At 65.8% G+C, this 24,403-nt stretch carries 24 protein-coding genes, 1 pseudogene and 1 riboswitch; of the genes and pseudogenes, 15 read left to right on the forward strand and 10 right to left on the reverse strand.

The genetic code is table 11. The features are described from left to right. Positions 1–10 precede the first annotated feature (10 nt). From cbiE to cobT, 7 genes are read left to right on the forward strand one after another with little or no spacing between them, the layout of a single operon-like run. Positions 11–1,192 carry a precorrin-6y C5,15-methyltransferase (decarboxylating) subunit CbiE gene (cbiE, locus tag V1280_RS44585; protein WP_334538593.1) on the forward strand — a complete coding sequence of 394 codons (1,182 nt, stop codon included), beginning with the start codon at positions 11–13 and terminating at the stop codon, positions 1,190–1,192. Continuing rightward, the gene (locus tag V1280_RS44590; protein ID WP_334537461.1) at positions 1,189–1,557 is read left to right on the forward strand and encodes a cobalamin biosynthesis protein; all 369 of its coding nucleotides are present in this window, start codon (positions 1,189–1,191) and stop codon (positions 1,555–1,557) included. Before cbiE ends, V1280_RS44590 begins: the two co-directional genes overlap by 4 nt. Then, positions 1,554–2,336 (forward strand): precorrin-4 C(11)-methyltransferase, encoded by a 783-nt coding sequence (gene cobM, locus V1280_RS44595; protein ID WP_334537462.1) that lies wholly within the window; start codon positions 1,554–1,556, stop codon positions 2,334–2,336. Before V1280_RS44590 ends, cobM begins: the two co-directional genes overlap by 4 nt. Beyond that, positions 2,336–3,646, forward strand: a complete 1,311-nt coding sequence (locus V1280_RS44600) for a cobyrinate a,c-diamide synthase (protein WP_334537463.1) — start codon at positions 2,336–2,338, stop codon at positions 3,644–3,646. The genes cobM and V1280_RS44600 overlap by 1 nt, the downstream gene beginning before the upstream one ends. Then, on the forward strand, positions 3,643–4,374 hold the full coding sequence (gene cobA, locus V1280_RS44605) for a uroporphyrinogen-III C-methyltransferase (protein ID WP_334537466.1): 732 nt from the start codon (positions 3,643–3,645) through the stop codon (positions 4,372–4,374). The genes V1280_RS44600 and cobA overlap by 4 nt, the downstream gene beginning before the upstream one ends. Then, entirely contained in the window at positions 4,371–5,120 is a 750-nt protein-coding gene (cobF, locus tag V1280_RS44610) for a precorrin-6A synthase (deacetylating) (RefSeq protein ID WP_334537467.1), read from the forward strand. Before cobA ends, cobF begins: the two co-directional genes overlap by 4 nt. A 10-nt stretch (positions 5,121–5,130) precedes the next feature. Continuing rightward, a complete protein-coding gene (gene cobT, locus V1280_RS44615; RefSeq protein WP_334537469.1) occupies positions 5,131–6,183 on the forward strand; it encodes a nicotinate-nucleotide--dimethylbenzimidazole phosphoribosyltransferase in 1,053 nt (350 codons plus the stop codon). Here cobT and V1280_RS44620 read toward each other — a convergent pair. Then, positions 6,180–6,752 carry a histidine phosphatase family protein gene (locus V1280_RS44620; protein ID WP_334537471.1) on the reverse strand — a complete coding sequence of 191 codons (573 nt, stop codon included), beginning with the start codon at positions 6,750–6,752 and terminating at the stop codon, positions 6,180–6,182. The genes cobT and V1280_RS44620 overlap by 4 nt on opposite strands. A 72-nt stretch (positions 6,753–6,824) precedes the next feature. Beyond that, a riboswitch (cobalamin riboswitch) is annotated at positions 6,825–7,026 on the forward strand. A 117-nt stretch (positions 7,027–7,143) separates the two neighbouring features. Between V1280_RS44620 and V1280_RS44625 the strand changes: the two genes are divergently transcribed. Both V1280_RS44625 and V1280_RS44630 read left to right on the forward strand, forming a co-directional pair. After that, positions 7,144–9,498: a TonB-dependent receptor gene (locus V1280_RS44625; protein ID WP_334537472.1), complete on the forward strand. Its 2,355-nt coding sequence runs from the start codon at positions 7,144–7,146 to the stop codon at positions 9,496–9,498. A gap of 12 nt (positions 9,499–9,510) precedes the next feature. Continuing rightward, positions 9,511–10,944: a PepSY domain-containing protein gene (locus V1280_RS44630; protein ID WP_334537473.1), complete on the forward strand. Its 1,434-nt coding sequence runs from the start codon at positions 9,511–9,513 to the stop codon at positions 10,942–10,944. Position 10,945: 1 nt separating this feature from the next. On the opposite strand, the gene V1280_RS44635 is transcribed toward V1280_RS44630, so the two are convergent. Continuing rightward, positions 10,946–12,313, reverse strand: a complete 1,368-nt coding sequence (locus tag V1280_RS44635) for an amidase (RefSeq protein WP_334537475.1) — start codon at positions 12,311–12,313, stop codon at positions 10,946–10,948. Between the two features lies 1 nt (position 12,314). Further along, positions 12,315–12,520 (reverse strand): annotated as a pseudogene (locus V1280_RS44640) (MFS transporter); the annotation flags it as partial. A 26-nt stretch (positions 12,521–12,546) separates the two neighbouring features. Between V1280_RS44640 and V1280_RS44645 the strand changes: the two are divergent. Further along, positions 12,547–12,882 carry a hydroxyisourate hydrolase gene (locus V1280_RS44645; RefSeq protein ID WP_334538594.1) on the forward strand — a complete coding sequence of 112 codons (336 nt, stop codon included), beginning with the start codon at positions 12,547–12,549 and terminating at the stop codon, positions 12,880–12,882. Here V1280_RS44645 and V1280_RS44650 read toward each other — a convergent pair whose 3' ends face one another. From V1280_RS44650 to V1280_RS44675, 6 genes are all read right to left on the reverse strand, one after another. After that, positions 12,883–13,698, reverse strand: coding sequence for an ABC transporter permease (locus V1280_RS44650; protein WP_334537479.1), 816 nt, complete (start codon positions 13,696–13,698; stop codon positions 12,883–12,885). Next, the gene (locus tag V1280_RS44655; protein ID WP_334537481.1) at positions 13,698–14,561 is read right to left on the reverse strand and encodes an ABC transporter permease; all 864 of its coding nucleotides are present in this window, start codon (positions 14,559–14,561) and stop codon (positions 13,698–13,700) included. The genes V1280_RS44650 and V1280_RS44655 overlap by 1 nt, the downstream gene beginning before the upstream one ends. A 9-nt stretch (positions 14,562–14,570) precedes the next feature. Continuing rightward, positions 14,571–15,617, reverse strand: a complete 1,047-nt coding sequence (locus tag V1280_RS44660; RefSeq protein ID WP_334537483.1) for an ABC transporter substrate-binding protein — start codon at positions 15,615–15,617, stop codon at positions 14,571–14,573. 29 nt (positions 15,618–15,646) lie between these two features. Next, the gene (locus tag V1280_RS44665; RefSeq protein WP_334537484.1) at positions 15,647–16,741 is read right to left on the reverse strand and encodes an ABC transporter ATP-binding protein; all 1,095 of its coding nucleotides are present in this window, start codon (positions 16,739–16,741) and stop codon (positions 15,647–15,649) included. Between the two features lie 69 nt (positions 16,742–16,810). Continuing rightward, the gene (locus tag V1280_RS44670; RefSeq protein ID WP_334537485.1) at positions 16,811–17,563 is read right to left on the reverse strand and encodes an aspartate/glutamate racemase family protein; all 753 of its coding nucleotides are present in this window, start codon (positions 17,561–17,563) and stop codon (positions 16,811–16,813) included. Next, positions 17,560–18,276 (reverse strand): GntR family transcriptional regulator, encoded by a 717-nt coding sequence (locus V1280_RS44675; RefSeq protein WP_334537487.1) that lies wholly within the window; start codon positions 18,274–18,276, stop codon positions 17,560–17,562. The genes V1280_RS44670 and V1280_RS44675 overlap by 4 nt, the downstream gene beginning before the upstream one ends. Before the next feature lie 198 nt (positions 18,277–18,474). On the opposite strand from V1280_RS44675, the gene V1280_RS44680 reads away from it, so the two are divergent. The 5 genes from V1280_RS44680 to hydA are packed head-to-tail and all read left to right on the forward strand — an operon-like array spanning position 18,475 to position 23,252. Next, positions 18,475–19,479: an ABC transporter substrate-binding protein gene (locus V1280_RS44680; RefSeq protein ID WP_334537489.1), complete on the forward strand. Its 1,005-nt coding sequence runs from the start codon at positions 18,475–18,477 to the stop codon at positions 19,477–19,479. Further along, positions 19,463–20,314 (forward strand): ABC transporter permease, encoded by an 852-nt coding sequence (locus tag V1280_RS44685; protein ID WP_334537490.1) that lies wholly within the window; start codon positions 19,463–19,465, stop codon positions 20,312–20,314. Before V1280_RS44680 ends, V1280_RS44685 begins: the two co-directional genes overlap by 17 nt. Continuing rightward, positions 20,314–21,090, forward strand: coding sequence for an ABC transporter ATP-binding protein (locus V1280_RS44690; protein ID WP_334537492.1), 777 nt, complete (start codon positions 20,314–20,316; stop codon positions 21,088–21,090). Before V1280_RS44685 ends, V1280_RS44690 begins: the two co-directional genes overlap by 1 nt. A gap of 9 nt (positions 21,091–21,099) precedes the next feature. Continuing rightward, positions 21,100–21,831, forward strand: a complete 732-nt coding sequence (locus tag V1280_RS44695; RefSeq protein WP_334537494.1) for a maleate cis-trans isomerase family protein — start codon at positions 21,100–21,102, stop codon at positions 21,829–21,831. Positions 21,832–21,842: 11 nt separating this feature from the next. Next, positions 21,843–23,252 carry a dihydropyrimidinase gene (gene hydA, locus V1280_RS44700; RefSeq protein ID WP_334537496.1) on the forward strand — a complete coding sequence of 470 codons (1,410 nt, stop codon included), beginning with the start codon at positions 21,843–21,845 and terminating at the stop codon, positions 23,250–23,252. 13 nt (positions 23,253–23,265) lie between these two features. Here the strand turns inward: hydA and V1280_RS44705 are convergent, their stop codons facing one another. Further along, positions 23,266–24,399 (reverse strand): MFS transporter, encoded by a 1,134-nt coding sequence (locus V1280_RS44705; protein ID WP_334537498.1) that lies wholly within the window; start codon positions 24,397–24,399, stop codon positions 23,266–23,268. Positions 24,400–24,403 lie beyond the last annotated feature (4 nt).

A 24,403-nucleotide genomic window follows, 5' to 3' on the forward strand; every position in this document is an offset into this window, starting at 1 on the left:
GGCTGATTCCTTGGCTGATCCCTGGCTGACCATCATCGGTATCGGCGAAGATGGCCTTGCCGGGCTGTCCGACGCAAGTCGAAAGGCGCTGTCCAACGCGGAAACCGTTTTTGGCGGTGAACGGCATCTCGCGCTTGCGGATGTGGGAAGCCGCGGCCGCGCATGGCCGGTGCCGTTCGACGCAGACATCGTGTTGAGCTGCCGTGGCCGGCCGACAGCAGTGCTAACCTCCGGCGATCCGTTCTGGTATGGCGCCGGCGCGGGCCTCGCCGAGAGGCTCGGTTCGGACGAATGGATCGGGCATCCTGCGCCGTCGACTTTCTCGCTGGTCGCAGCACGGCTGGGTTGGCGCCTCGAAGCAACCGCCTGTCTTGGTCTTCACGCCGCGCCGTTCGAACGTCTCGTTCCGCACCTGACGCGAGGCGCGCGCATCATCTGCCTCGTGCGCGACGCGACATCCGTCGCCGATCTCGCGAAATGGCTGACGGCGCGCGGATGGGGCGCTTCACTCTTGTGGACCCTGGCTGCATTGGGCGGTCCACGCGAAGACATCGACCAGCATCGCGCCGACCTCTTTACTTGGGATCATACTGGAAGTCTGGTTGCGGTGGCGCTGCTTCCGCGGGGTGGGCACGGCATTCCACATAGCTCGGGCCTTGCGGATGAGCTCTTCGTCCATGACGGCCAGATTACCAAGCGGCCGGTTCGCGCGTTGGCTCTCTCCGCACTGGCGCCGCGCTCCGGCGAGCGGCTGTGGGATATCGGCGCGGGCTCGGGCTCGATCTCGGTGGAGTGGGCCCTGTGCGGCGGGACCGCGACGGCCGTCGAGGCGCGCGATGATCGCGCCGCGAATATTCGTACCAATGCGGCGACGTTCGGACTGGCACATCGGATCACTGTCATCGCGGGGAAGGCGCCCGAAGCTCTTGCTGCCCTGGACGCGCCGGATGCCGTCTTCATTGGTGGTGGTCTCGACGTTGCGATGTTCGATGCGATCTGGTCCCAGCTTTCGCCGGGTGCGCGGCTGGTTGCACATTCAGTCACGCTGGAGACGGAAGCGCTGCTCGGCGAATTGCACCAGCAGCATGGCGGCGAGCTGATGCGGGTCGAGATTGCGCATGCCGCTCCGCTCGGCCGCTACCGGTCCTGGGAAGCGGCGCGGCCGGTGGTGCAGTGGAGTACGGTCCGATGAAAGTCGCCGGGCTCGGATTCAAGAAGGATGTTACGCTGGCCTCGTTGCGCGAAGCGCTTGCGGCGGCCGGCGGTCCCGATGGCCTCGCGGCCGTGGCAACCGTCAGCGACAAGGCTGATTCAGAGGCGTTGAAACTGCTCGCGCGCGAGTGTGGCGTTCCGATCAGGGCCGTCCCTGCGGACATGCTGGCAGGTATCGCGACGCCGACGCAGTCGCAGCGAATCACCGAAAAGTTCGGCACGGGATCCGTCGCCGAAGCGGCAGCACTCGCCGCAGCCGGCCCACGCGCGCGGCTCATCGCAACGCGTGCGGTCTCGCAGGATCGCACCGCGACCGCGGCGATCGCGGAAGGAGACGGCTCATGACGGTGCATTTCATCGGCGCCGGGCCGGGCGCCGCCGATCTTCTCACCCTGCGCGGACGCGATCTGATCGCGGCCTGTCCGGTCTGCCTCTACGCGGGCTCGCTGGTGCCCGAAGGCGTGCTGGCGCATTGCCCGAGCGGTGCGCGCATCGTCAACACCGCGCCATTGTCGCTCGACGAGATCATCGCGGAGATTTCTGCCGCACATGTCGAGGGCAAGGACGTCGCGCGGCTGCACTCCGGCGACCTCTCGATCTGGTCGGCGATGGGCGAGCAGCTGCGCCGCCTGCGCACACTCGGCATTCCCTTCACGGTCACGCCCGGCGTGCCGTCGTTCTCGGCCGCCGCGGCGGCCCTCGAGGCCGAGCTGACCTTGCCTGGTCTTGCCCAGACGGTCGTGCTGACGCGCACGCCCGGCCGCGCCAGCGCGATGCCCGAGGGCGAGAAGCTCGCGGCCTTTGCCGCGACCGGTGCGGTGCTCGCCATTCACCTGTCGATCCATCTGCTCGACAAGGTCGTCGCCGAGCTGACGCCGCATTATGGCGCGGATTGCCCGGTCGCGATCGTCTGGCGCGCGAGCTGGCCCGACCAGCGCATCGTCCGCGCCACGCTCGCAACGCTCGATGCAGCCATAAGCAGCGAGATGGAGCGCACCGCGCTCATCCTGGTCGGCAAGACGCTTGGCACTGCGGATTTCGAGGAGAGCCGCCTCTACGCCGCGGACTATGACCGCCGCTACCGGCCTGTTGGCGCCGAGCCGCGCTTTCCGGAGGCGTCGTGATGCCGGCGGGCCTCGTCATCTCCGCGCCGGCCTCCGGCGTCGGCAAGACCACGCTGACGCTGGCGCTTGCGCGCGCCTGGCGCAATCGCGGATTGCGCGTGCAGTGTTTCAAGAGCGGGCCTGACTATATCGACCCCGCCTTCCATGCCGCCGCCACAGGCCGCGCCTCCGTCAATGTCGATAGCTGGGCGATGGACCGCGCGACGATCGCGCATCTCGTCGGCCGGGGCAGCGATGCCGACATCGTGCTCGCCGAGGGCTCGATGGGCCTGTTCGACGGCGTCGCCGCGCGCGGCGTCTCCGGCACTGGCGCCACTGCCGACATCGCGGAGATGCTGGGTTGGCCGGTGGTGCTGGTGATCGATCCCTCCGGACAGGCGCAGACGGCTGCGGCGATTGCCGCAGGACTTCGCGATTATCGTGCGGGCGTGCGCCTTGCAGGCGTGGTGCTCAACCGCGTCGCGAGCCCGCGCCATGAAGACCTCGTGCGGCGTGCCATGAACGACATTGGTATCGCCGTGTTCGGCGCGCTGCCGCGCCACGCCGAGATCAGCCTGCCGAAACGGCATCTCGGCCTGGTGCAGGCCGAGGAGCAGGCCGAGATCGGCGAGCTGATCGACGAGGCCGCGCGCTTTGTCTCCGAGCATGTCGATCTCGATGCGGTGCTGCGATCCGCGGCCGCGCGGTCCGTGCCATCAGCGGCGAACGGCCTGAACGTGACGCCGCCGGGCCAACGCATTGCACTCGCCCGCGATGCCGCATTCTCCTTCGTCTACCCGCATATGCTGGAAGCCTGGCGCGCGGCAGGCGCGGAGATCTCGACTTTCTCGCCGCTCGCGGATGAAGCGCCCGATGCGAGCGCCGACGTGTGCTGGCTACCCGGCGGCTATCCCGAGCTTCATGCCGGCAAGATCGCCGCCAATGCGCGCTTCCGCAGCGGCCTGCGCGCCTTCGCCGAGACACGACCCGTGCACGGCGAATGCGGGGGGTATATGGTGCTGGGAACGGCTTTGACCGATGCCGATGGTATCAGTCATGAGATGACGGGCCTGCTCGGACTGGAGACGAGCTTTGCCAAGCGCCGCATGCATCTGGGCTATCGTCTCGCTGCGCTCGCTGCACCCATGCCGGGCCATCAGGTTGGCGCGCGCCTGCGCGGCCATGAATTCCACTATTCGACGATCGTCGCCCAGCCTGATACGCCGCTGGCGGCCGTGCACGACGCAACCGGTGCCGTTATCGCCGAAACCGGCTCGCGACGCGGCCACGCCACTGGCACGTTCTTCCATCTGATCGCGGAGGACCGGTGAGCGGCTTTGTCACTTTCATCTCCGCCGGCCCCGGTGATCCCGAGCTTCTTACGCTCAAGGGCGCCGCGCGGCTGCGCGAGGCGGATGTCGTGCTCTATGACGACCTTGCCTCCGGCGCGATCCTTGATCTGGCACGCCCGGGCGCCAATCTCGTCGCGGTCGGGAAACGGGCAGGGCGGGCGTCGACAAAGCAGCATCACGTCAACCGCCTGCTGGTCGACTACGCCGCCACGGGCGTGCGTGTGGTTCGACTGAAGTCGGGCGATGCCGGGATTTTTGGGCGGCTCGAAGAGGAGCTGGAGACGCTGCGCGAGGTCGGCATCGGCTACGAAATCGTTCCCGGCGTCACTTCGGCCTGCGTCGCCGCGGCACAAGCCGGGATTCCCCTGACACGCCGCCACACCTCGCGCCGGGTGCAGTTCGTCACCGGCGCCGATGCCACCGGCGAGCTGCCGCAGAACTTGAACTGGACGGCGCTGGCCGATCCTGATGCGACGACCGTGGTCTATATGGGCCGGCGCACCTTTCCGGCGCTGGTCGCGAAATTGATCGAGCACGGCCTCTCAGCGAGCACTCCGGCGCTGTTCGCCGAGTCCCTCGGCCATGCCGACGAGCGGCTGGTCCGCACCACGATTGCCGAGCTCGCCGAGCAGCTCGCGCGCGGCGGCGCGGCCTCCACGGCGGCCGTAATCATGTTCGGCGCGCTGGCGGAGGGCGGATCGGCATGACGACGCTCTCCCTGATCGGCATCGGTTGCGGTGATCCCGGGCAACTCACGCGCGCTGCGATTAGCGCGATCAACGCCGCCGATCTCGTCCTGATCCCGCGCAAGGGGACCGCAAAATCCGATCTTGCCGATCTCAGGCGGACCATCTGCGCCGATGTGCTCACCAACGACACCACGCGCATCGCCGAGTTCGATCTGCCCGTGCGTGATGCGGGTGAGGCCGATTACCGCAAGGGCGTGGACGATTGGCACGACGCGGTCGCCGCGACCTGGTCGCAGACGATCGCTGATCATCTCGAAGGTCGCGGCAAGGTCGCGCTGCTGATCTGGGGCGATCCCTCGCTGTACGATTCCTCGCTGCGCATCGCGCGGCGGCTCAATCCGTTGCCAAAAATCGAGGTCGTGCCCGGCATCACCTCGATCCAGGCGCTGTGCGCGGCGCATGCGCTGCCGCTCAACGACATCGGCGAGCCGTTTCTGGTGACGACGGGACGCCGCCTGCGCGAAGGCGGCTGGCCGGTGGGCGTCGATACGGTCGTTGTGATGCTCGACGGCGGCACCGCTTTCCAGTTGCTCGATCCGGAAGGCCTGCACATCTGGTGGGGCGCCTATCTCGGCATGGCCGATCAGATCATCCTATCCGGCCGGCTTGCCGAGGTCGGGGCGCGCATCGTCGCGGCGCGACAGGACGCGCGCGAGCGGCATGGCTGGATCATGGACAGTTACATTCTCAAGCGCAGGCCGTAAGCGAGGCAGCATGCTCCCTGATTGGGTTACTCAGAAATGCCCCGAGATCTCCGCCGCCCATCGCGAGGCCGCGATCGCGCGGCAGGCGCAACTGACAAAGCCGACCGGCGCGCTCGGCCGGCTCGAGCAGCTCGCGATCGAGCTTGCCGGCCTGCAGGCGACCGAACGCCCGCGCGCCGCACGCGTGCCGATCATCATCTTCGCCGGCGATCACGGCATCGTCGCTCAGGGCGTGTCAGCCTATCCGCAGGCCGTGACCATCGCGATGATGGCGAATTTTGCCTCTGGAGGTGCCGCGATCTCGGTGCTGGCGCGTGAGCTCGGCTCGACCCTCGAGGTCGTCGATGCCGGCACACTGGCCGAGGCGGCGATGCCTGATATCATCACGGACAAGCCGCGCCTTGGCACTCGCGATTTCAGCGTCGAGGCTGCGCTCACGCTCGCCGAGCTGGCATTCGCCTTTGAGGCTGGCCAGCGCGCGGTGGCGCGGGCGAAGGCCCATCAGCCTGATCTGCTGATCTTCGGCGAGATGGGCATCGGCAACACCACGACATCGGCGGCGATCGCCGCGAGCCTGCTCGGCATCAGCGCCGAGGACATCGCGGGCACGGGTACCGGCGTCGATGCGGCGGGCCGTGCGCACAAGGCGCGCGTGATCGATGCGGCGATCGCGCGTCATGGCGTTGCGGGAGCGGCGCCCGAAAAGATCCTGTGCGCGGTGGGTGGCCTCGAGATCGCGGCGATCTCCGGCGCGATCATCGCGGCTGCGCAGGCGCGCATTCCCGTCCTGATCGACGGCTTCATAGTCTCGGTTGCCGCGCTCGCGGCGGTGCGGCTCAATCCATCGTGCCAGCCGTTCCAGCTCGCCTCGCATCAATCGGCGGAGCAGGGGCATCGGCTGGTGCTGCGCGCGCTGAACGTGCAGCCGCTGATCAGCCTCGATCTCAGGCTCGGTGAGGGATCGGGCGCCGCGATCGCGCTGCCGCTGGTGCGATCGGCATGCAGCCTTCACAATGACATGGCGACGTTCGCGCAGGCCAACGTGCCGGATCGGCCGTCCTAGCCCACGCGCTGATTGACCGAGACGACGCGCCAGCCGGTTGCGAGCCGATCAATCCGGGTCAGCGACAGCGGATCGATCACGAAGCGCAAGGCGGCCTGCGGCGTCAGATCCAGTGCGATGCAGAGCGCGGCACGAATGGTGCCGGAATGCACGACGAGCGTGGCGTGACCTGCGCCGATCCGTGCGAGACCCAGCCGGACGCGCGCGACCTGATCTTCAAAGCTCTCGCCGCCCGGCGGCCGTCCGCGCGCCGGATCGCTCCAGAATTGCGCATAGGCGTGGCCTCCGTGAGCTGCGAGCTCGTCATGCCGCCGGCCGGTCCAGTCGCCAAAATCCTGTTCGCCGAATTCGGCCAGCAATTCGGGCTCAAGCCCCAGCGCGCGCGCCGTCTCAACCGTGCGTCGCACCGGGCTGGCATAGGCCGCCGCATCCCGCGGCAAGCACCGGCGCAGCGCCTCGAGCTGCGCGCGATCGCTGAGATCGGCTGGCGCGTCGGCGGCGTGGATCGTCCCTTTGACGCCGTCGACCAGCGCATGCCGGATCAACCAGAGGAAGGTCTCGCCTTCCATACTCATCTCCAAGGAAGTTGGTTGCTGTGGCAATAACGCCGCAGCTTGTACATTGACTCTGTCTTGATCGTAACTCTAGATGACTTTGACGGTTTCCCCGAGAGGGGATGAAAAGGGAATGCGGTGCGGGGATGTTGTCCCCAATGCCGCGGCTGCCCCCGCAACTGTAAGCGGTGAATCCTTCGTCAGAAGCCACTGGGTCCTCGGTCCCGGGAAGGCGACGAAGTGGTCACGACCCGCGAGCCAGGAGACCTGCCGTCAGCCGTGGTCACACGCGAAGATGTCGGTCGGGGAGTACAGACATTCGGCTTCATCGGAAGGCTTTTGAGCCGGAAGATGGGACCTTGGTTCGCGGTGACGTGCCACTGACGTCACACCGAGGTCCAAGACCGTGTCTTCCATCCATATTGTACGACCACGCCGTTTCTTGCTGGCGTCCGCCGCTCTCACATCTGTTGTCGCCATCGACATGCCAGCTGCCTTGGCGCAGCAGGCGCGCGAACCCCTGCCTGCGGTGGAGGTCTCGCCGCCGCAATCCCGTAAGCAGGCCAAGCCGGCCGGCCGGGAGGCGGCAAGCGCACGCCGCACGGCAGCGCGCAGACCTGCCGCGGCAGCGGCCGCGTCCAAGCCGGTGGTGCCGAACGCTGCGGCGCCGACGCCACTCAACAGCAATGCGGTCGCCGAAAGCGCCTCGCGCCTCGGCCTGACCGTGCGCGAGACGCCCGCAACTGTCGAGGTGATCTCCGCCGAGACCATGCGCGAGCAGGGCTACCGCACCGTCTCCGACGTGGCGCAAGGCGCGGTCGGCGTCACCGCCGGTGACAATCCGGCCGAGCCGTCGGCATTCTCGATGCGCGGCTTCACCAACAGCCAGATCAACACGCTCTACAACGGCATCAAGATCGGTCCGCAGAACATGACCTCGCGGGTCATGGACACGGCCAATCTCGAAGCCGTGGAAATCCTGAAAGGCCCGGCCTCGCTGATCTCGGGCGAGGGCGCCGCCGGCGGCGCGATCAACTTCGTCACCAAGCAGCCGCACACGGGGGCGATCCGGAACGAAGCGGACTTTTCGTACGACTCCCTGAACTCCTTCCGCGCGCATTACGGCTCGGGTGGCAGCACGAATATTCAGGGCCTCGACTACCGCTTCGACGTCAGCCGCTCCACGCTCAACGGCTTTGCCGACGACACCAACACCAAAACGCTCGACGTCTCCGGCCAGCTCAACTACCGCATCTCCGACAGCCTCAAGGTCTGGGGCGCGATCGAGTATCGCGAGGACCGCTCCAAGGCTTATTGGGGCGCGCCATTGGTGCCGGTGGCCTTCAGTGGCTCGCACGCGACGGCCGGCATCGTCTCGGGCACCTATGTCGCCTCCAACAATTCGAATCTCGGGCCGATCACGATCGATGATCGCACCTTCAACACCAACTACAACGTCCTCGACAATCGCAACGTGGCGCAGGAGGTCTGGCTGCGCGGCGGCTTCGAGCTGAAGCTGGCGCCCGACCTGACGTTGAAGAGCCAGGCCTATGCCTACGGCGCGGAACGCTCGTGGTTCAACAACGAGGTCGAAGCCTTCAACACGGCCACGAACACGGTTGATCGCAGCCGCTTCTATGTCGCACACAGTCAGCGCCTGGTCGGCAACATCACGGATCTGACCTGGGATGCGAACATCGCAGGCTTCGACAATCGCCTCGTCACGACGCTCTCGTCGAGCTATCTCGACTTCGTCAGGCCGGGTGCTGCGAATTTCCCCAGCGATTCCGTCGATCTCGTCGATCCCAACCGTGGCTTCTACGGCCTGCTGACGACCAAGCAGCAGACCGCGCGTATCGACAACGAGGCGCTGGCGTTCGAGGACCGGCTGAAGCTGACGCGGACCTTCTCGCTGATCGGCGGCATTCGCGTCGAGCATATCGGGCTCGACCGCAACTCGACCGACGTCAACGGCCTGGAGAACGCGAATTTCCCCTTCTCGAAATCCTGGGCGCCCGTCACCGGCCGCATCGGCTACACCTGGGAAGCCGTTCCGGGTCTGACCTTCTTCAGCCAGTACGCCACCGGCGCGGACGTCTCGGCCAACAATATCTTCCTGCTTGCTCCGACCCAGAACCTGGACCTGACGACCGCGCGCACCTACGAGACTGGCGTCAAGCATGTGCTCTGGGACAACAGGGCGGAGTGGTCGTTCTCGGCCTACGATATCGTACGCAAGAACGTCTATGCGGCGGCCGGCGGCATGACGCTCAACATCGCGGGACGGCAGGAATCCAAGGGTGTCGAGCTCGCCGGATCGATCCGCCCGATCGAGCCTTTGCGTCTCTGGGGCAACATCGCCTATGTCGATGCGCGTTATGCCGATTATGATTTCGCCGGCGGCTCGTTCTCCGGCAACACACCGCCGAACGTGCCGCGCATCGTCGCCAATGCCGGCGCGTCCTGGCGCTTCTTCACGCCGTGGCCTGTCGAGGTCGGCATCACCGGCCGCCATGTCGGCGACCGCTACAACAGTGACGCCAACACCGTGACCATGAATGCCTACACCGTCGGTGATCTCTACGCCTTCGTCGATATCCCCAAGACGGTGTTCAATGCGGTCGACCAGGCCCGCCTGACCTTCCGGGTGCGCAATTTCACCGACAAGCGCTACGCGATCTGGGGCGATCCGTTCTATCCCGACCAGATCCTGCTGGGCGCGCCGCGGACCTACGAGATCTCCGCAGCGTTCAAATGGTAGGGCGCTGACCATATGATGGGCGCGATCGTCCTGTTGCACCGCTGGCTCGGGATCGCGTTCTGCCTCCTGTTCGCAATGTGGTTCGCGAGTGGAATCGTGATGCACTTCGTTCCGTTTCCGTCGCTGACGGAAGCGGAACGCTTTGCCGGGCTCGCGCCGGTGGAGCGCGGAGAGGCGATCATATCGGTTGCCGGCGCAGTCGCAGCCAGCGGCATCATGGACGCTACGCGCGTTCGCCTGATCCAGCGCCGCGACGGGCAGGTCTATGTCGTGTTGGGGTCCTCGCGTGTGCGAGCGGTCCATGCGTCAGATGGGGCGGACGCATCGGTGGAGTTTCCCGATGTCGCGCTCGCCATCGCCCGGGATCACGCCCGCAGCCGCGGGCTCGACGCCACGCGTGCCGGGATCGCCGCACGCGCCGACTACGATCAATGGAGCGTGCCAAACGGTTTTGATCGGCATCGGCCGCTGTTTCGCGTCGCGCTTGGCGATGCGGCGGGAACGGAAATCTACGTCTCGTCGCGCACTGGCGAAATTGTGCTGGATACGACCCGAAGCGAGCGTGGCTGGAATCTCGTCGGCAGCGTCCTGCACTGGATCTATCCGACGATTCTGAGAAGCAACTGGTCGATGTGGGACCAGGTCGTCTCGACACTGTCGCTGGCGGCCTTGATCGCGGCGGTGCTGGGAGCGGTGCTCGGTGTCATCAGGATCAGGATTCGAGGAGGCCTTATCTCGTCGCCTTATCGCGGCTGGCACGCCCTGCATCACATCATCGGTCTCGTTTCGACCGTTTTCGTGCTGACCTGGATTTTCAGCGGCTGGCTCTCGATGGATCACGGCCGGCTGTTTTCGCGCGGGCAATTGACCCCAACTGAGGCCGGCGTGACGAACGCTGTGCCGGACTGGCGCGCGGCTCCATCCTTTGATCAGCGGCCCATATCGGCCTCGGTCCGCGAGGTCGAATGGTTTGCTTTCAATGGAAGTGTCTTTCGACGCGACCGGACCGGCCTTGGCCGCCAGACCTTGACCAAGGCGGGCGCACTGGCTCGCAATCGGCAGATGGCGTTCCTGGATGAGCAGGACGTTCTCAGCCTGACGACGCGCCTCGCGGCAGGCTGCGGCGCAGCGTCGGTTCTTGCCGATAACGATGACTATTCTGCGCAGTCTAGCGTTCCCGGCACGCCGGTCTACCGCGTCCGATGCGGCGATCTCTGGTTCGACATCGACGGCGCCGACGGCAGCGTGTTGCAACGGCTGGATGCCTCGCGGCGGGCTTATCGCTGGTTCTACAGCGCGCTGCACACGCTCGATTTCCCCGTTCTCATGGCGCATCCGCGTCTGCGCGATGTCCTGATCGTCGGACTTTGCGCGCTTGGCCTGGTGTTCTCCGTCACCGGCATCGTGATCGGCTGGCGACGCTTGCGGGCGACCTTCGTGACGTGAACTACGCTCGCAGCAGCGCTTCGATATGTCGTGCGGCCAACAGCAATGTGCGGTCCTGTCCGCGCCGGGCGATGATCTGGAGGCCGAAAGGAAGTCCGGCCTTGTCACGCCCGCAGGGGATAGAGATCGCCGGCAGCCGGGCGTGATTGACGAACGGCGTGAACACGGCGTGCCCGCGGGGGCTCGCCGGGCGGCCGCCGATCATGTCGGGTCCGAGCTGGGTGAACGGCCAGGCGACGCAGGGCACTGTCGGGGCCAGCAGCAGGTCGACTTCGGAGAAGAAGGCCGCAAACGCATGGGCGATCGACGTGCTGGCAATCAGCGCCCGGGCAACATCACTGCCTGACCAGGCGAGTCCGCGCTCGATCTGCTTGGCGATATCAGGATCGAAGACGGCGGGATCCTTGCGAAAGGCGTCGCCATAGAGCGCGGCGAGGCCGGCATGCTGTAGCGGCATGATGGCTTCTTCCGTGGCGCCGGCCGGCCAGACTGGATCGCGTCGCGTGATAGGCAAGCCTGCGGCAGCGAGACGCGCAACTGCGGAGGCGAGCCCGTTTGCGACGACATCGTCGACTGCGGCGTCGAGCCCGAGACGCGGCGAAAACGCGATGCGCTGGCTGGAGATATTACAGGTAGCTTGCGCGATGTTCGCCGAGTCCGGATCGCGCGGATCGTCGCCGGCCATGGCTTCGAATGCCAGGGCGATATCGGCGACATCGATGGCGATCGGCGCGATGACGGACAGGCCGAAGAATGGCTCGGCGAAACCGGGCCCATAGGGAATCGCGCCATAGGACGGCTTGAAGCCGGCAACGCCGACATGGGCCGGCGGCCTGCGGCTGGAGCCACCCGCATCGGTGCCGATCGCGAGCGGCACAAGGCCGGCTGCGACGGCTGCGGCGGGTCCGCCCGAAGAGCCGCCCGGCGTCAGTGCGGGATTTTGCGGATGCCGTGTTGGCCCATACAGCGGCGAGGTGGTGACGCCCTTGCTGGCGAACTCGGATGTTGCCCCGATGCCGACGACGACCGCGCCCGCGCGGCGCAGCCGCTCGATCGCAATCGCATCCTGCGGCGCGATGAAATCGGCGAACAGGCGCGAGCCCTGTGTCACGCGCCAGCCGCCGACCCAGATGTTGTCCTTGACGATGACGGGAACGCCGGCGAGCGACATGGTCTCGCCATCGCGCAGGCGCGCATCGACCGCCGCCGCATCAGCGAGCGTACGCTCGGGATCGATCGTGACGACTGCGTTCAAGGCCTTCGCGGCCTCGATGCGGGCGAGGGCGGCTTTGGCTGTCTCGACCGCGCTGATCCGTCCTGCGCTGACGTCGGCCGCAATTTCGCGCGCGCTATGTGCCGGTTCTGTCATGACCTCCCCAGATCAACGCCACTGTGCCGCGACGGCGAACACGGCGCATGAGAACATCGAGAGCTGCCAGACCTCGATATGGGCGCGCGGCGCGACCACACCCGGCGCGAACAGCGCGAGCGCGACCAGCGCCTGAAGCCAGGTCATCGCCCCCAGGGCAGGTAGCAATGCGGGCGCTGGCCGAAGAGGTGCGTTTGCGTCTACCATGGCGGCGCGTTCACGGGAGGAACATGGTGGCAGGCGGCATTTCCATTCACGCGGTCGATGTGGCGAGCGGACGGCCGGCGCAGGGACTGCGCGTCGAGATCTGGCGGATCGATCCGGATTCGTCGCGCATCGCCGACGGGCGGCTCGGCGCCAACGGCGTGCTCGATCATCCCATCGCGCAGGGCGCGGGCGTCACGGCTGGCGAGTACGAGGTGCTGTTTCATCTCGGCGGGTTCTTTGCGGACAGCGACGGTTTTCTCACGGTGACGCCGTTCCGCTTCCGCATCAAGAACGTCGACGAGCATTTTCATCTGCCGCTGAAGTTCACGCGCTGGGGCTATTCGCTGTTCCGCGGCGCCTGATCAGTTGGTCAGCCGCCGCGAGAGACCGGTGACGCGTTCCATGACCGCAACCAGCACGACTGTGGCAATGATCAGCACGCTCGAAAGTGCTGCGATGGTGACGTCGAGCTTGCCTTCGAGGTCCTGCCACATCCGGATCGGCAGCATGTCGGTCGCGGCATCGCGCAGAAACAGCGAGACCGGCACGTTGTCGAAGGACGACATGAAGGCGATGAAGGCGCCGGCGATGATGCCGGGCCGGATCAGCGGCAGCACGATGCGTCGGAACGTATAGAGTCGGCTGGCGCCCAGCACCGCCGAGCTTTCCAGGAGCGTCGGTTCGAGCTGGGCGAGCGCCGCAACCGTGTTGCGCACGACATAGGGCACGCAGACCACGGTGTGGCCGATCACCAGCGTCAGCGGCGACACCGGCAGGCCGACCAGCGAGAACAGCATCAGCGCAGCCAGACCAAAAGCCAGCGCCGGCAGCACCAGCGGCGACATGAAGAGGGAATCGAGCAGCCGCGCCGATAGCGCCTGCGACCGCGAGATCGCGAGCGCCGCCGCAACGCCGAGCACGATCGACAGGCCCGTTGCCCACAGCGCGACGATCAGGCTGTTCTTCGCCGCGAAATGAAGCTGCCAAGCATTCCAGAGTTCGGCGTACCAGCGCAGCGAATAGCCGGGTGGAGGGAATCTCAGCGAGAAGCCGCTGGTGAAGGAGACGATCAGCACGACCAGCGATGGCGCGATGATGATGATCAGTGCGACGATCGCGATCACCGTCATCGCAAATTCGAAGCTGATCGCTTCAAGAGTCCGTTTGCGTCCGCTCATCACGCGCCTCCATAGCCGCGCGACATGCGGCCGAGCGTGGTGAAGACGGAGACGACAGCGAGCACGGCGAGCAGGAAGATGATCGAGATCGCAGACGCAAACGGCCAGTTCTGCAGTGTGGACGCCTGCTGATAGAGATACATCGGCATGAACAGCATCTGCCCGCCGCCGATCAGCGACTGCGTGATGAAGGCGGTGATCGCGGCGGCATAGGTCAGCGTGCATCCGGCGATCACGCCCGGCAGTGAGAGCGGCAGCACGATCCTGAAGAAAGTGCGCCAGCTCCCGGCGCCGAGCGAGCAGGAGGCATCGTCGAGATTGGGGTCGATGCGGCCGAGTGCGGTGATCAGCGGCAGTGTCATCAATGGCATCTGCACCTGCGCCAGCGCGATCACCACGCCGAACTGGGTATAGAGCAGTTTCAGCGGCGTATCGATGACACCGAGCGATTGCAGCGTGGCGTTGATGATGCCCTGGCGTCCCAGAATGACGATCCAGGCGAAAGTGCGAACCACGACGCTGGTCAAAAGCGGCAGCAGCACGATCAGGATGATGATTGTCTGCAGCCGCGGCCCGACCCGTTGGTAGAGCCAGGCGATGGGAAAGCCGAGCACGAGGCAGACGGCCGTCACCTCGGCCCCCAGCAACAGCGTCGAGCCGAGCACGCTGAGGCTGAAGGGATCGGTCAGGAAGTGCAGGTACTGGCCGAGCCCCCAATGGAGCCCGGCCGTGTCGTTGTGCAGCGAGAGCCAGAGCAGTTGCAGCAGCGGCGCCACGAAGAAGACCAGGAAGAACAGCGCCAGCGGCGCCGCCAATCCCATTCCGTAGGACGTCACGTCCCGTGATGCCGGTGCTGTGCCCATTGCAAGTTCCTAGATCTTGATCTCGCGATTGAAGCGCTCGATCCAGGCCGAGCGCTGCTCGTTGATCTTTTTCCAGTCCTGGAACACGAATTTCTGCTTCAGCTCAGCCGTGTCCTTGGCAAGCACGCGCGCGATCTCGCCGCCCATCGCCACCTTGGAATTGGTCGGCACGATCAGATAGGGCGAGTTCATCAGCGCGGTCTGCACTTCCGGGCTGAGCGATGCCTCGATCAGCCTGAAGGCGAGCTCGCGGTTGGGCGAGTTCTTGACGATGTGGATCGTCGTCTTGAAGGCGATGGCGCCTTCCTTCGGCGCCACGAACTCGACCGGAACGCCGCGGGCTTTCAGGATCTGGATGGCGTTGAAATTGCCGGGCGAGATGTCGATCTGGCCCTGCTGGAACAGGGTGGCGAGCGCACCGGGATTGGCGGCGACCGCGGCGAGATTGGGCTTCAGCTCCTCGATCGCCTTGAAGCCTGGATCGACATTGGCCTCAGAGCCGCCACGCATCTTGGCGATCTCGACCAGCCAGCCGGTGCCGAGCGTCGAGTTGAGGTTGGTGATGCCGACGCGGCCCTTGAATTCCGGCTTCCACAGATCGGCCCAGGAGGTCGGCGGCGTCTTGACGGCTTCCGGATTATAGGTGAGGCCGACGACCTGGAAGAACGGAGCGGGGCCCATCGGCTCCTGCGCCTCGGCGATCAGGTCCTTGTAATAGGCGCTCTTCTCGACCGGATAGGGTTCTGCGAGATCCTGGCCGATCGCGACAAGCGCCGGACCGGGATCATGCAGCATGACGTCGATCGGTGGATTGGCCTTGGCGGCATTGATCTTGGCGATCTGGTCGACCGACAGCATCGGATCGAGCACGATCGCCGCGTCCGAATTGGCTTTGCGGAACGCCGGCACCAGCACGGCCTTGTGCGCTTCCTCCCAGCTTCCGGTGAAGGTCGCAAACACCAATGGGCGGGCCTGGGCGTAGCTTAAGCCCGGAAACGCCTTCATGGCGCCGAGGGTCAGCGCGGTGGTCATCAGGCTTCGGCGGTTGAGGATCATGTCGAACTCCCTGTGGACTAGACTAAAATCTAAAGCGTTGCGGGAAAGGCGTTGGCGAGCGAAGGGGCCAGCGGCGCGAGGCGCACCGCGGCGCCGTTTTCCAGCGCGCGCGTCTCGCCGATGCGCGCCTGCGAAATCTTGACGCCGGAGCCGTCGGCGGTCGTCACTTCGTGCACGACGGTCGCCCCCAGCGGCAGCGACATGCCAACCACGCCGGCAAAGCCGGTCTCGTCGCCGACGAATTGCAGATGCTCGGGCCGGATACAGACGGTGACGCGGCCACCCTCGTTGAGGGTGCCGCCGGCTGGTCGCGCGATAATCTCCGCGCCGGCATCGAGCCGCACCTTTGCAGCCGTGGGGTCCGCGGAGACCACGACGCCCGGCATACGGTTGCTGGAGCCGACAAAGGTGTTGACGAACAGGGTCTGCGGACGGTCGTAGACGTCAGATGGTGTGCCGAACTGTTCGAGCTTGCCGTGGCTCAGCACCGCGACGCGGTCGGCCATCGACAGCGCCTCTTCCTGGTCATGGGTCACGATCAGCGTCGTGATCCCGGAGACACGCTGCAACCGCTTGACCTCGATCTGCATGTCAAGCCGCAGATTCTTGTCGAGCGCGGCAAAGGGCTCGTCGAGCAGCAGGATCGACGGCTTGATCGCGAGCGCACGGGCGAGCGCGACTCGCTGTTGCTGGCCACCGGAGAGCTGCCGCGGCAGCCGCTCCGCCATCGCGGGCAACTGCACGAGTTCGAGCAGCCGTTGCGCCTCACGCTGGCGCGACGCCTTGTCGACGCCGCGGGCGGCGAGGCCATAGCCGACATTTTCGCTGATCGAGAGGTGCGGAAACAGCGCGTAGTTCTGGAACACGATGCCGACGGCGCGGCGGTTCGGCGGCAGCGCATCGACGATGTCGTCGCCGATGATGATCCGTCCCTGGGTCTGTGCGATGAAGCCGGCGATGATGCGCAGCAATGTCGTCTTGCCGCAGCCGGAGGGCCCGAGCAGCGCGATGATCTCGCCGCCCTTGATGTCGAGATTGATGTTCTCGACGGCAAGGGCGCCGCTCGGATAGCGGTGAGTGACCGCGTCGACGACGAGCGATCGCCCGCCTGGCATATCAGCCATGGTGTTGCCTCCCGTTCTCCCCGGAAAGAAAGCAAGTCTCGTGCCCTCGCATCACTGGTCGGACCCTTCTCACTGATTGTCGCGATGCTCGAGCCGGGCGGCGAGCACCTCGGCAAGGCCAATGGTTGGCTTGGCTGCAGGCCTTCGGAACGTCCCCGCCGTGGCCTTGCGCAGGCGCAGCGCAACCAGCGCCTCGGCCTGCTTTACTGAGGCGACCACTTGATCAACCACAGGGACGGGAACGCGATGGGCGACGCGCTCGGCGAGGCCCGAAAGCGGGGCGCCCGCGAAGATCAGAACGTCGGCCTCGTCCTCGACGATCGCACGATGCGCGAGATCGACGAGCACATCCTCCTTTTCGGTGCCGACCTCGGAGATCGCCTGAAACGGCGTATCGAGCATGCGGATGCCGGCGCAGCGCTCCCACAGCCCGTGGGCGCGGACGCATTCCTCGTACCAGGGCCCCAAGGCCTGTGCGAAAGTGACGATGGCAAAGCGGCGCCCGGCCATGCAGGCCGTCAGCATCGCCGCTTCCGCCATGCCGACCACTGGAATGTCGAAGGTCTCGCGTGCGGCGAACAGGCCGGGGTCACCGAAGGCTGCGATAATTGCGGCGTCGACGTTCCGCTGCCGCTCGGCCAGCATCTCCAGCGCAATGGCGCCGCCGATCTGGGCCTCGGTGCGTGTCGAGATATAGGGCACTCCGCGCGTCGCCGTGCAGGGGATCAGCTCGGTGCCGGGAGACGCCGCGCGCTGTCCGACGCCCGTCATCAGCCGGGTGACCTCGGTGCTGGTGTTCGGGTTGAGCAGCAGAAGCTTCATGATTGCGACGCCCTCTGCCTGGGTTGGGATTGGGCGAGCACTTCGAGCAGCGCCGTGCCGGTGCGGGCGACATGAGCGCCGAGCAGGCGGCCGGCCGCTTCGCTGTTGCGCGCCTCGAGCGCGGCAAGAATAGCGGCGTGCTCGTCGACCGAATTGCTCCAGCGGCGATCGGCACCGAGTGCGAGGTAGCGCGCGCGCTCGGCGCGGGTGATCAGCGTCTCATGCGCCTCGCGCAGCGGCGTGTTGCGGGCCATACGGACGATGGTGGTGTGGATCTCACCGTTGATGGCGAAATAGTCGTCGAGCTTGCCGCTACGGTGATGACCCTCCATCCGGGTCTGAAGCGTGCGCAAGCGGGCAAGATCGCGCTCGGTGGCACGCTCGGCGGCGAACTCTGCGGCAAGCCGCTCGATGCCGGCCAGCGCCTCGAACAATTCCGAGATGCCGTCGACCGCGAGGCTTGCGATGCGCGGGCTGCGGTTGGGACGGAGCTCGATCAATCCTTCGGCGGCGAGCACCTTCATCGCCTCGCGCAAGGGAGTGCGCGACACGCCGAGCTCCTTCGAAAGCTTTGTCTCCCGGGTCTGCGATCCCGGCGGCAGCTCGCCGCGAATGATCATCGCCCGCATCCGCGTGGCGGCGCGCTCGTGCAGGCCCATCCTCTTGAGCTTGGGCGATTTTCGTCCCTTCGGCGCTTCCGATTTTGGCTGCACGCGTGCCTCGTTTCTCAACTTGATCTTAGCCGTTTTAGGCTTTTTGGCTTGCCCAAAATATCGACGCATCTAGCTGAAAACAATGGCATATCGCGCAAATTGTATGCAGCATGCAAAAACCGGATTGCGCTGCGGCGAAGAGCGACGGATGATCATGCGCGACGCGCGAGATGTCGCGCCTTCGAAACGGAGTAAGCGATGCGGACGAGTTTGCGACTAGGCCTGGCGTTGATGGCGGCGCTGCTTGGTGGAAGCGATCTCGCTTTCGCGGAGACGGCGAAGATCAAGCTCGGTTACGCCAAATGCGCGCACTGCCTGCCGATGTCGCTGATCCCCGGAATGGCGAAGGGCGTCGAGGTCGAGGCCACCGGCTTCAACTCGGGCAATGACGTCCTCACCGCGCTGATATCGAAGAGCATCGACGTTGCGCAGGTGACCTACCTCCATTACATCACCGCGCTCGACAAAGGTTTTGACGTCGTCGCCGTGTCCGGCCAGATCAATGGCGGCTCGGAATGCCTCTCGTCTACAAAGCTGAACCTTCCGCCTGATGATTGGATCGCGTTCAAGGCGATGGTTGCCAAGGGGAAGAGCGACGGCCAGCCGCTCAAGGTCGCGGCGTCCCGCGGCAACGCGCAGGACATCCATATGCGCGGCGCGTTCCTCAAGCAAAGCGTCGATCCCAACAAGGACATCCAGTTCATCAACATTCCCAATCCATCCGATCACCTCGCGGCGCTCCAGCGCGGCGAGGTCGACATGATCTGCTCGGTCGAACCGTTCGCCTCGCAGATCCGGCTCGCTGGCGCCGGCAAGCACTTCGTGCTGCCCTACGACCAGGCCGCGGGAAATCTGACCAACCTCATCGTCACCCGCTCCGACGTGATCGCGAGCCAGCGCGCCGGCGTCCAGGGCATCGTCACCGCCGTGGTCGAGCTCGACAACAGGCTAATTGCTGACAAGGGCCCGTGGATCGACGTCATCAACAAGCTCACCGGCCTCGACAAGACGGTGGCGACGGAAGCCTTGAAGAACGCTTCGCCGGATCCGGCGATCCATCGGTCGCAGACGCTCGCGATCGCCGCGATGATGCGCGACCTCAAATACATTTCGAAGGACGTGTCCGCGGAAGCGGAGAAGAACATGGACTATTCCTTCCTGGAGAAGGCCACGGGAAAGGCCAAGAATGACATCGGTTACTGACGCAGCGCCGGCCAAGCCGGCGTTTCGGTTGACGCGGGCGTTCCAGGGGCTGGAACGGGTTATCGTCCCTGCGCTGCTGATCGCGGGCTGGGAAGCCTTTGCCCGTAGCGGCGTGCTTCCGCCGGCGCTGCTGCCGGCGCCGAGTGCGGTGCTGCATGCGCTCGGCGACTGGGTGTTCGGCTTCGACGAGACCACGCAGACCTATTCCGGGCACTGGCTGCGCGATGCGCTCGCCAGCGCCTTGCGCGTGTTCGGTGGCTTCGCGCTGGCAAGCGCGCTCGGCATCCTCGCCGGCGTCGCCATCGGCTGGTCGCGAGTCTTCGAGAAGACACTGGAGCCGACGCTGCAGATGCTACGACCGATACCCCCGGTGTCCTGGATTCCGCTTGCCATCATCTGGTTCGGCATCGCTGACAAGCCCGCAATCTTCCTGGTTTTCCTCGGCGCCTTCTTTCCCGTGCTGATGAACAGCATTCACGGCGTCAAGACCGTGGACCACAATCTCGTGCGTGCCGGGGCCATGATGGGCGCAAGCCAACGGCAGATGCTGACCGATATCGTGCTGCCGGCCGCGCTTCCCTCGATCTTCGCCGGCCTGCGCATCGCGGTCGGATCGGCCTGGATGTTGACGGTCACGGCCGAGATGGTCGCGGTGAAGAGCGGTCTCGGCTATGTCTTGTGGGATTCCTATTACTTTCTACGCTACGACATCGTGCTCGCGGCGATGATCTCGATCGGGCTGCTCGGCTATCTCTCCGATCTCGGTCTCAAGGCAATCATGGCGCGCACGCTGCGCTGGCAGCAAACAACCACCGTGCAGGGCAGGGCGGGCTGATGGCGGCAATCGAGCTTCGCAACATCGTCAAGGTGTTTTCCGACAAGCGACGCGGCCGCGACCTGCTGACGCTGGACAATATCAATCTCGACATCGAGGCCAATGACTTCGTCTGCCTGCTCGGCCCGTCCGGCTGCGGCAAGTCGACACTCCTGAACATCATCGCCGGCTTCGAGCAGGCGACCTCCGGAGGGACGCTGGTCGATGGCAAGCAGGTGGAACGGCCGGGCTCCGACCGTGGCGTGGTGTTCCAGCAACCGACCCTGATGCCGTGGCTGACGGCGATCGACAACATTGCCTTCCATCTCAGGCTCAAGGGTGTCGCCAAGGCCGAGCGGTACGATCGCGCCATGGAGTTCATCGATCTCGTGGGCCTGCGCGGTTTCGAGCACCATCATCCCTCGGAACTGTCCGGCGGCATGAACCAGCGCGTCGGGATCGCCCGTGCGCTGCTGATGAACCCGAGCGTCATCCTGATGGACGAGCCGTTCGCGGCGCTGGACGCCCAGACCAAGCTCGAAATGCAGGAAGAGCTGGTCGCGATCTGGCAGAAACGCCGCTGTACCATCGTGTTCGTCACCCACAGCGTCGACGAGGCATTGGTGCTCGGCAACAAGATTGTGGTGATGACGAAGCGGCCGGGACGGATCCGCGAGGCCGTCAATTTCGACCTGCCGCGGCCGCGCGACATCACCAGCCCTGAATTCAACGACGCCAAGCGCCACATCCTGTCCCTGATCCGGGAGGAGTCGACGCGCCTTGCACAGGCGTCGTAAGGTAGAGCCATGCGCAAACGCCTCGGCATGATCACGCCGTCCTCCAATTCGGTGCTGGAGCCCGCGACCTGCGCCATGCTGCATGGCGTTGACGGCGTTAACGCCCATTTCTCGCGCTTCCGCGTCACCGAGATCGCGCTCGATGCCGCGGCGCTGAGCCAGTTCGACGCCTCGGTGATGCTGCCGGCCGCGGACCTGCTGGCCGATGCCAAGGTCGACGCGATCGCCTGGAACGGCACGTCGGCGAGCTGGCTCGGCATCGGCCGCGACAGGAGCCTTTGCGAGGCGATTACAGCGCGGGCAAACGTGCCGGCGACGACCTCGACGCTCGCCTGTATCGATGCCGCCCGCGCGCTTCGAGCTAAGTGTGTCGGCCTCGTCTCGCCCTATACCGATGACGTGCAGCGGCGCATCGCCGACGTCTGGGCTGAGGAGGGCATCGCGCCGCACGCCGAGCGACACCTCGGTCTGCGCGACAATTTCTCCTTCGGCGAGGTCGCGCCCGCGACGATCGCCGACATGATCCGCGCGGTGGCGGCGGAGGGCGCCGACGCCGTCGTCATCCTCTGCACCAATCTCGACGGCGCCGCGCTTGCCGCCTCGCTCGAACGGGATCTGGATATCGCCGTGCTCGACTCTGTCGCGGTCACGCTGTGGCGGAGCCTCAGCCTCGCCGGCGGCGACATCGCGGCCCTTGCGCCGTGGGGGCGGATATTCCAGACATCAGCAATGATGAAGTGACGGAGACACCTGTGACGCAGCTCGATCTCGCCATTCGCGGCGGCACCATCGTGACGGCCAGCGACGAGTTTCGCGCCGATATCGGCATTCGCGACGGCCGGATCGTCGCCATTGCCGACGGCATCGAAGGCGCGCCGCGCGAGATCGACGCGTCGGGGCTGCTGGCGCTGCCGGGCGGGATCGACAGCCACGTCCACATCTCCCAGGCCCAGGGCCCCGACGTCGTGATGGCCGACGATTTTGCCTCGGCGACGCGCGCGGCTGCCGCCGGCGGCAACACCATGGTGCTGCCCTTCGCGCTTCAGGAGAAGGGGACGTCGCTACGGACCTGCGTGGAGAACTACCGCAAGCTCGCGGAGGGCGAGTGCTACATCGACACGGCCTTCCACCTCATCATCTCCGATCCGACTGCCGTCGTGCTCGGGCAGGAGCTGCCGGCGCTGGTCAAGGACGGCTACACCTCGTTCAAGGTGTTCATGACCTATGATGATCTCGTGCTCAGCGACAAGCAGTTGCTCGAGGTCTTTGATGTCGCGCGCCGCGAGGAGGCGCTGGTGATGGTCCATTGCGAGGGCTATGACGCCATCCGCTTCCTCACCACCAAGCTGGAACGCGAAGGCCACATCGCGCCCTATTATCACGGCACCTCGCGGCCGCAGGCCGTCGAGCGCGAGGCGACGCATCGTGCCATCAGCCATGCCGAGGTGATCGGCGTTCCCATCATGATCGTCCATGTCTCCGGGCGCGAGGCGATGGAGCAGATACGGTGGGCCCAGCAGCGCGGCCTGCCGGTGCATGCGGAGACTTGCCCGCAATACATCACGCTGACGGCCGACGACATGAAGGGCCTGAACATGGACATATCAGGCGCCAAATATGTCTGCTCGCCGCCGCCGCGCGATGTCGAGAGCCAGCAGGCGATCTGGGAAGGTATCACGTCAGGCGTGTTTCAGACCTTCTCGTCCGACCACTGCCCGTTCCGCTACGACGATCCCAAAGGCAAGCTGACGCCGAATGCCCGCACCTCGTTCCGTTGGGTGCCGAACGGCATCCCCGGCGTCGAGACGCGGCTGCCGATCCTGTTTTCGGAAGGTGTCTCGAAAGGGCGGATCACGCTGCAGAAGTTCGTGGAGCTGACCGCGACCAACCATGCCCGCATCTACGGGCTCTATCCTCGCAAAGGCTCGATCGGCATCGGCTTCGATGCCGACATCGTGCTGTGGGACCCGAAGCTCAAGAAGCCGATCCGGCAGGCCGACCTGCACCACGGCTCCGATTACACGCCCTGGGAGGGCTTTGACGTCACCGGCTGGCCGGTCACGACGATTGCGCGGGGCCGGGTCGTGTACGAGCAGGGCAAAATCGTCGGCGACAAGGGCGCGGGCGAGGTGCTGAGCCGCGGCAAGTCCAGCCTGGTGTGACGGAAGATGGTTTCTATTTTGTGGTTACGGCGCGCGCCGACAGAGTGACGAGGCACATCAGCGCCGCGAGCATCCAGAATGCCATCGGCAGTCCGGCGGCGTGGGCGACGAAACCGATGCCGGCGGGGCCGAGCAGAACACCGGCATAGCCGGCGGTGGTGATCGACGCCACGGCGAGCCCCGTGGGCATCGCGGTCTGCGTCGCCGCACCGCGGAACAATACCGGCACGAGATTCGAGGCGCCGAGGCCGATGAGCAGGAAACCGGTGATGGCAACGGCCTTGCTCGGCGCGAGCAACAGCACTGCAAGGCCCGCGACGGCAAGCAGGCTTCCCCCGACCAGCGTGGTGCGATCGCCGATGCGTGCGACGACGGCGTCGCCGCCGAGCCGGCCAACGGTCATCGCGATCGAGAACACGATGTAACCGATCCCCCCTTGCGCCGCGCTGACGAGGCCGGTGCCGATGACGAGCAGCGCGCCCCAATCGAGCATCGCGCCTTCGATCAGGAAGGTGATGGCCGCCAGCAGCGCCAGCAACAGCACGATGCCGTGCGGCAGCACGAACAGCGGTCCTTCCTGCACCTGTGCCCTGCGCAGCAGGCGCGGCCAGGCAAGCGCCATCGCGATCAGCATCAGGACGGAGCAGATCAATGCGCTCGCGAGCGGTCCGAAATGAAACGACAACAGCGCCGTCATCACCGCGGATCCGGCGAACCCGCCAATGCTGAAGAGCGCATGAAAGCCCGACATCAGCGGCTGTCCTGCCGCGCGTTCGACCTCGACGGCATGGATGTTCATGGCGACATCGATGGAGCCGAGCGCAGCCCCGAATGCGAGTAAGGCAATCGCCAATGTCAGGGGCGTGGCGGCGACGACCAGCAGGGGCAAGACCAATGCGAGGCCGATTCCGCCCGCGATGATGATCGGCTTGGTGCCATGGCGTGCGCTCAAGATGCCGGTGGCGGTCATCGCGATGACCGAGCCGATGCCGAGGCTGAGCAGCAGCAGGCCGAGGACCGCGTCATCGACCGCGAGCCGCTCCTTCGCAAAGGGCACCAGCGGCGCCCAGCAGGCAAGGCCGAAGCCGGCGACCAGGAACGAGAGGCGCGTGGCGAGCCGCGTCGCCGGCCGGTCGGCTGATGTCATTCGT

This window comes from Bradyrhizobium sp. AZCC 2230 (assembly GCF_036924495.1).
Taxonomy (GTDB): Bacteria; Pseudomonadota; Alphaproteobacteria; order Rhizobiales; family Xanthobacteraceae; genus Bradyrhizobium; species Bradyrhizobium rifense.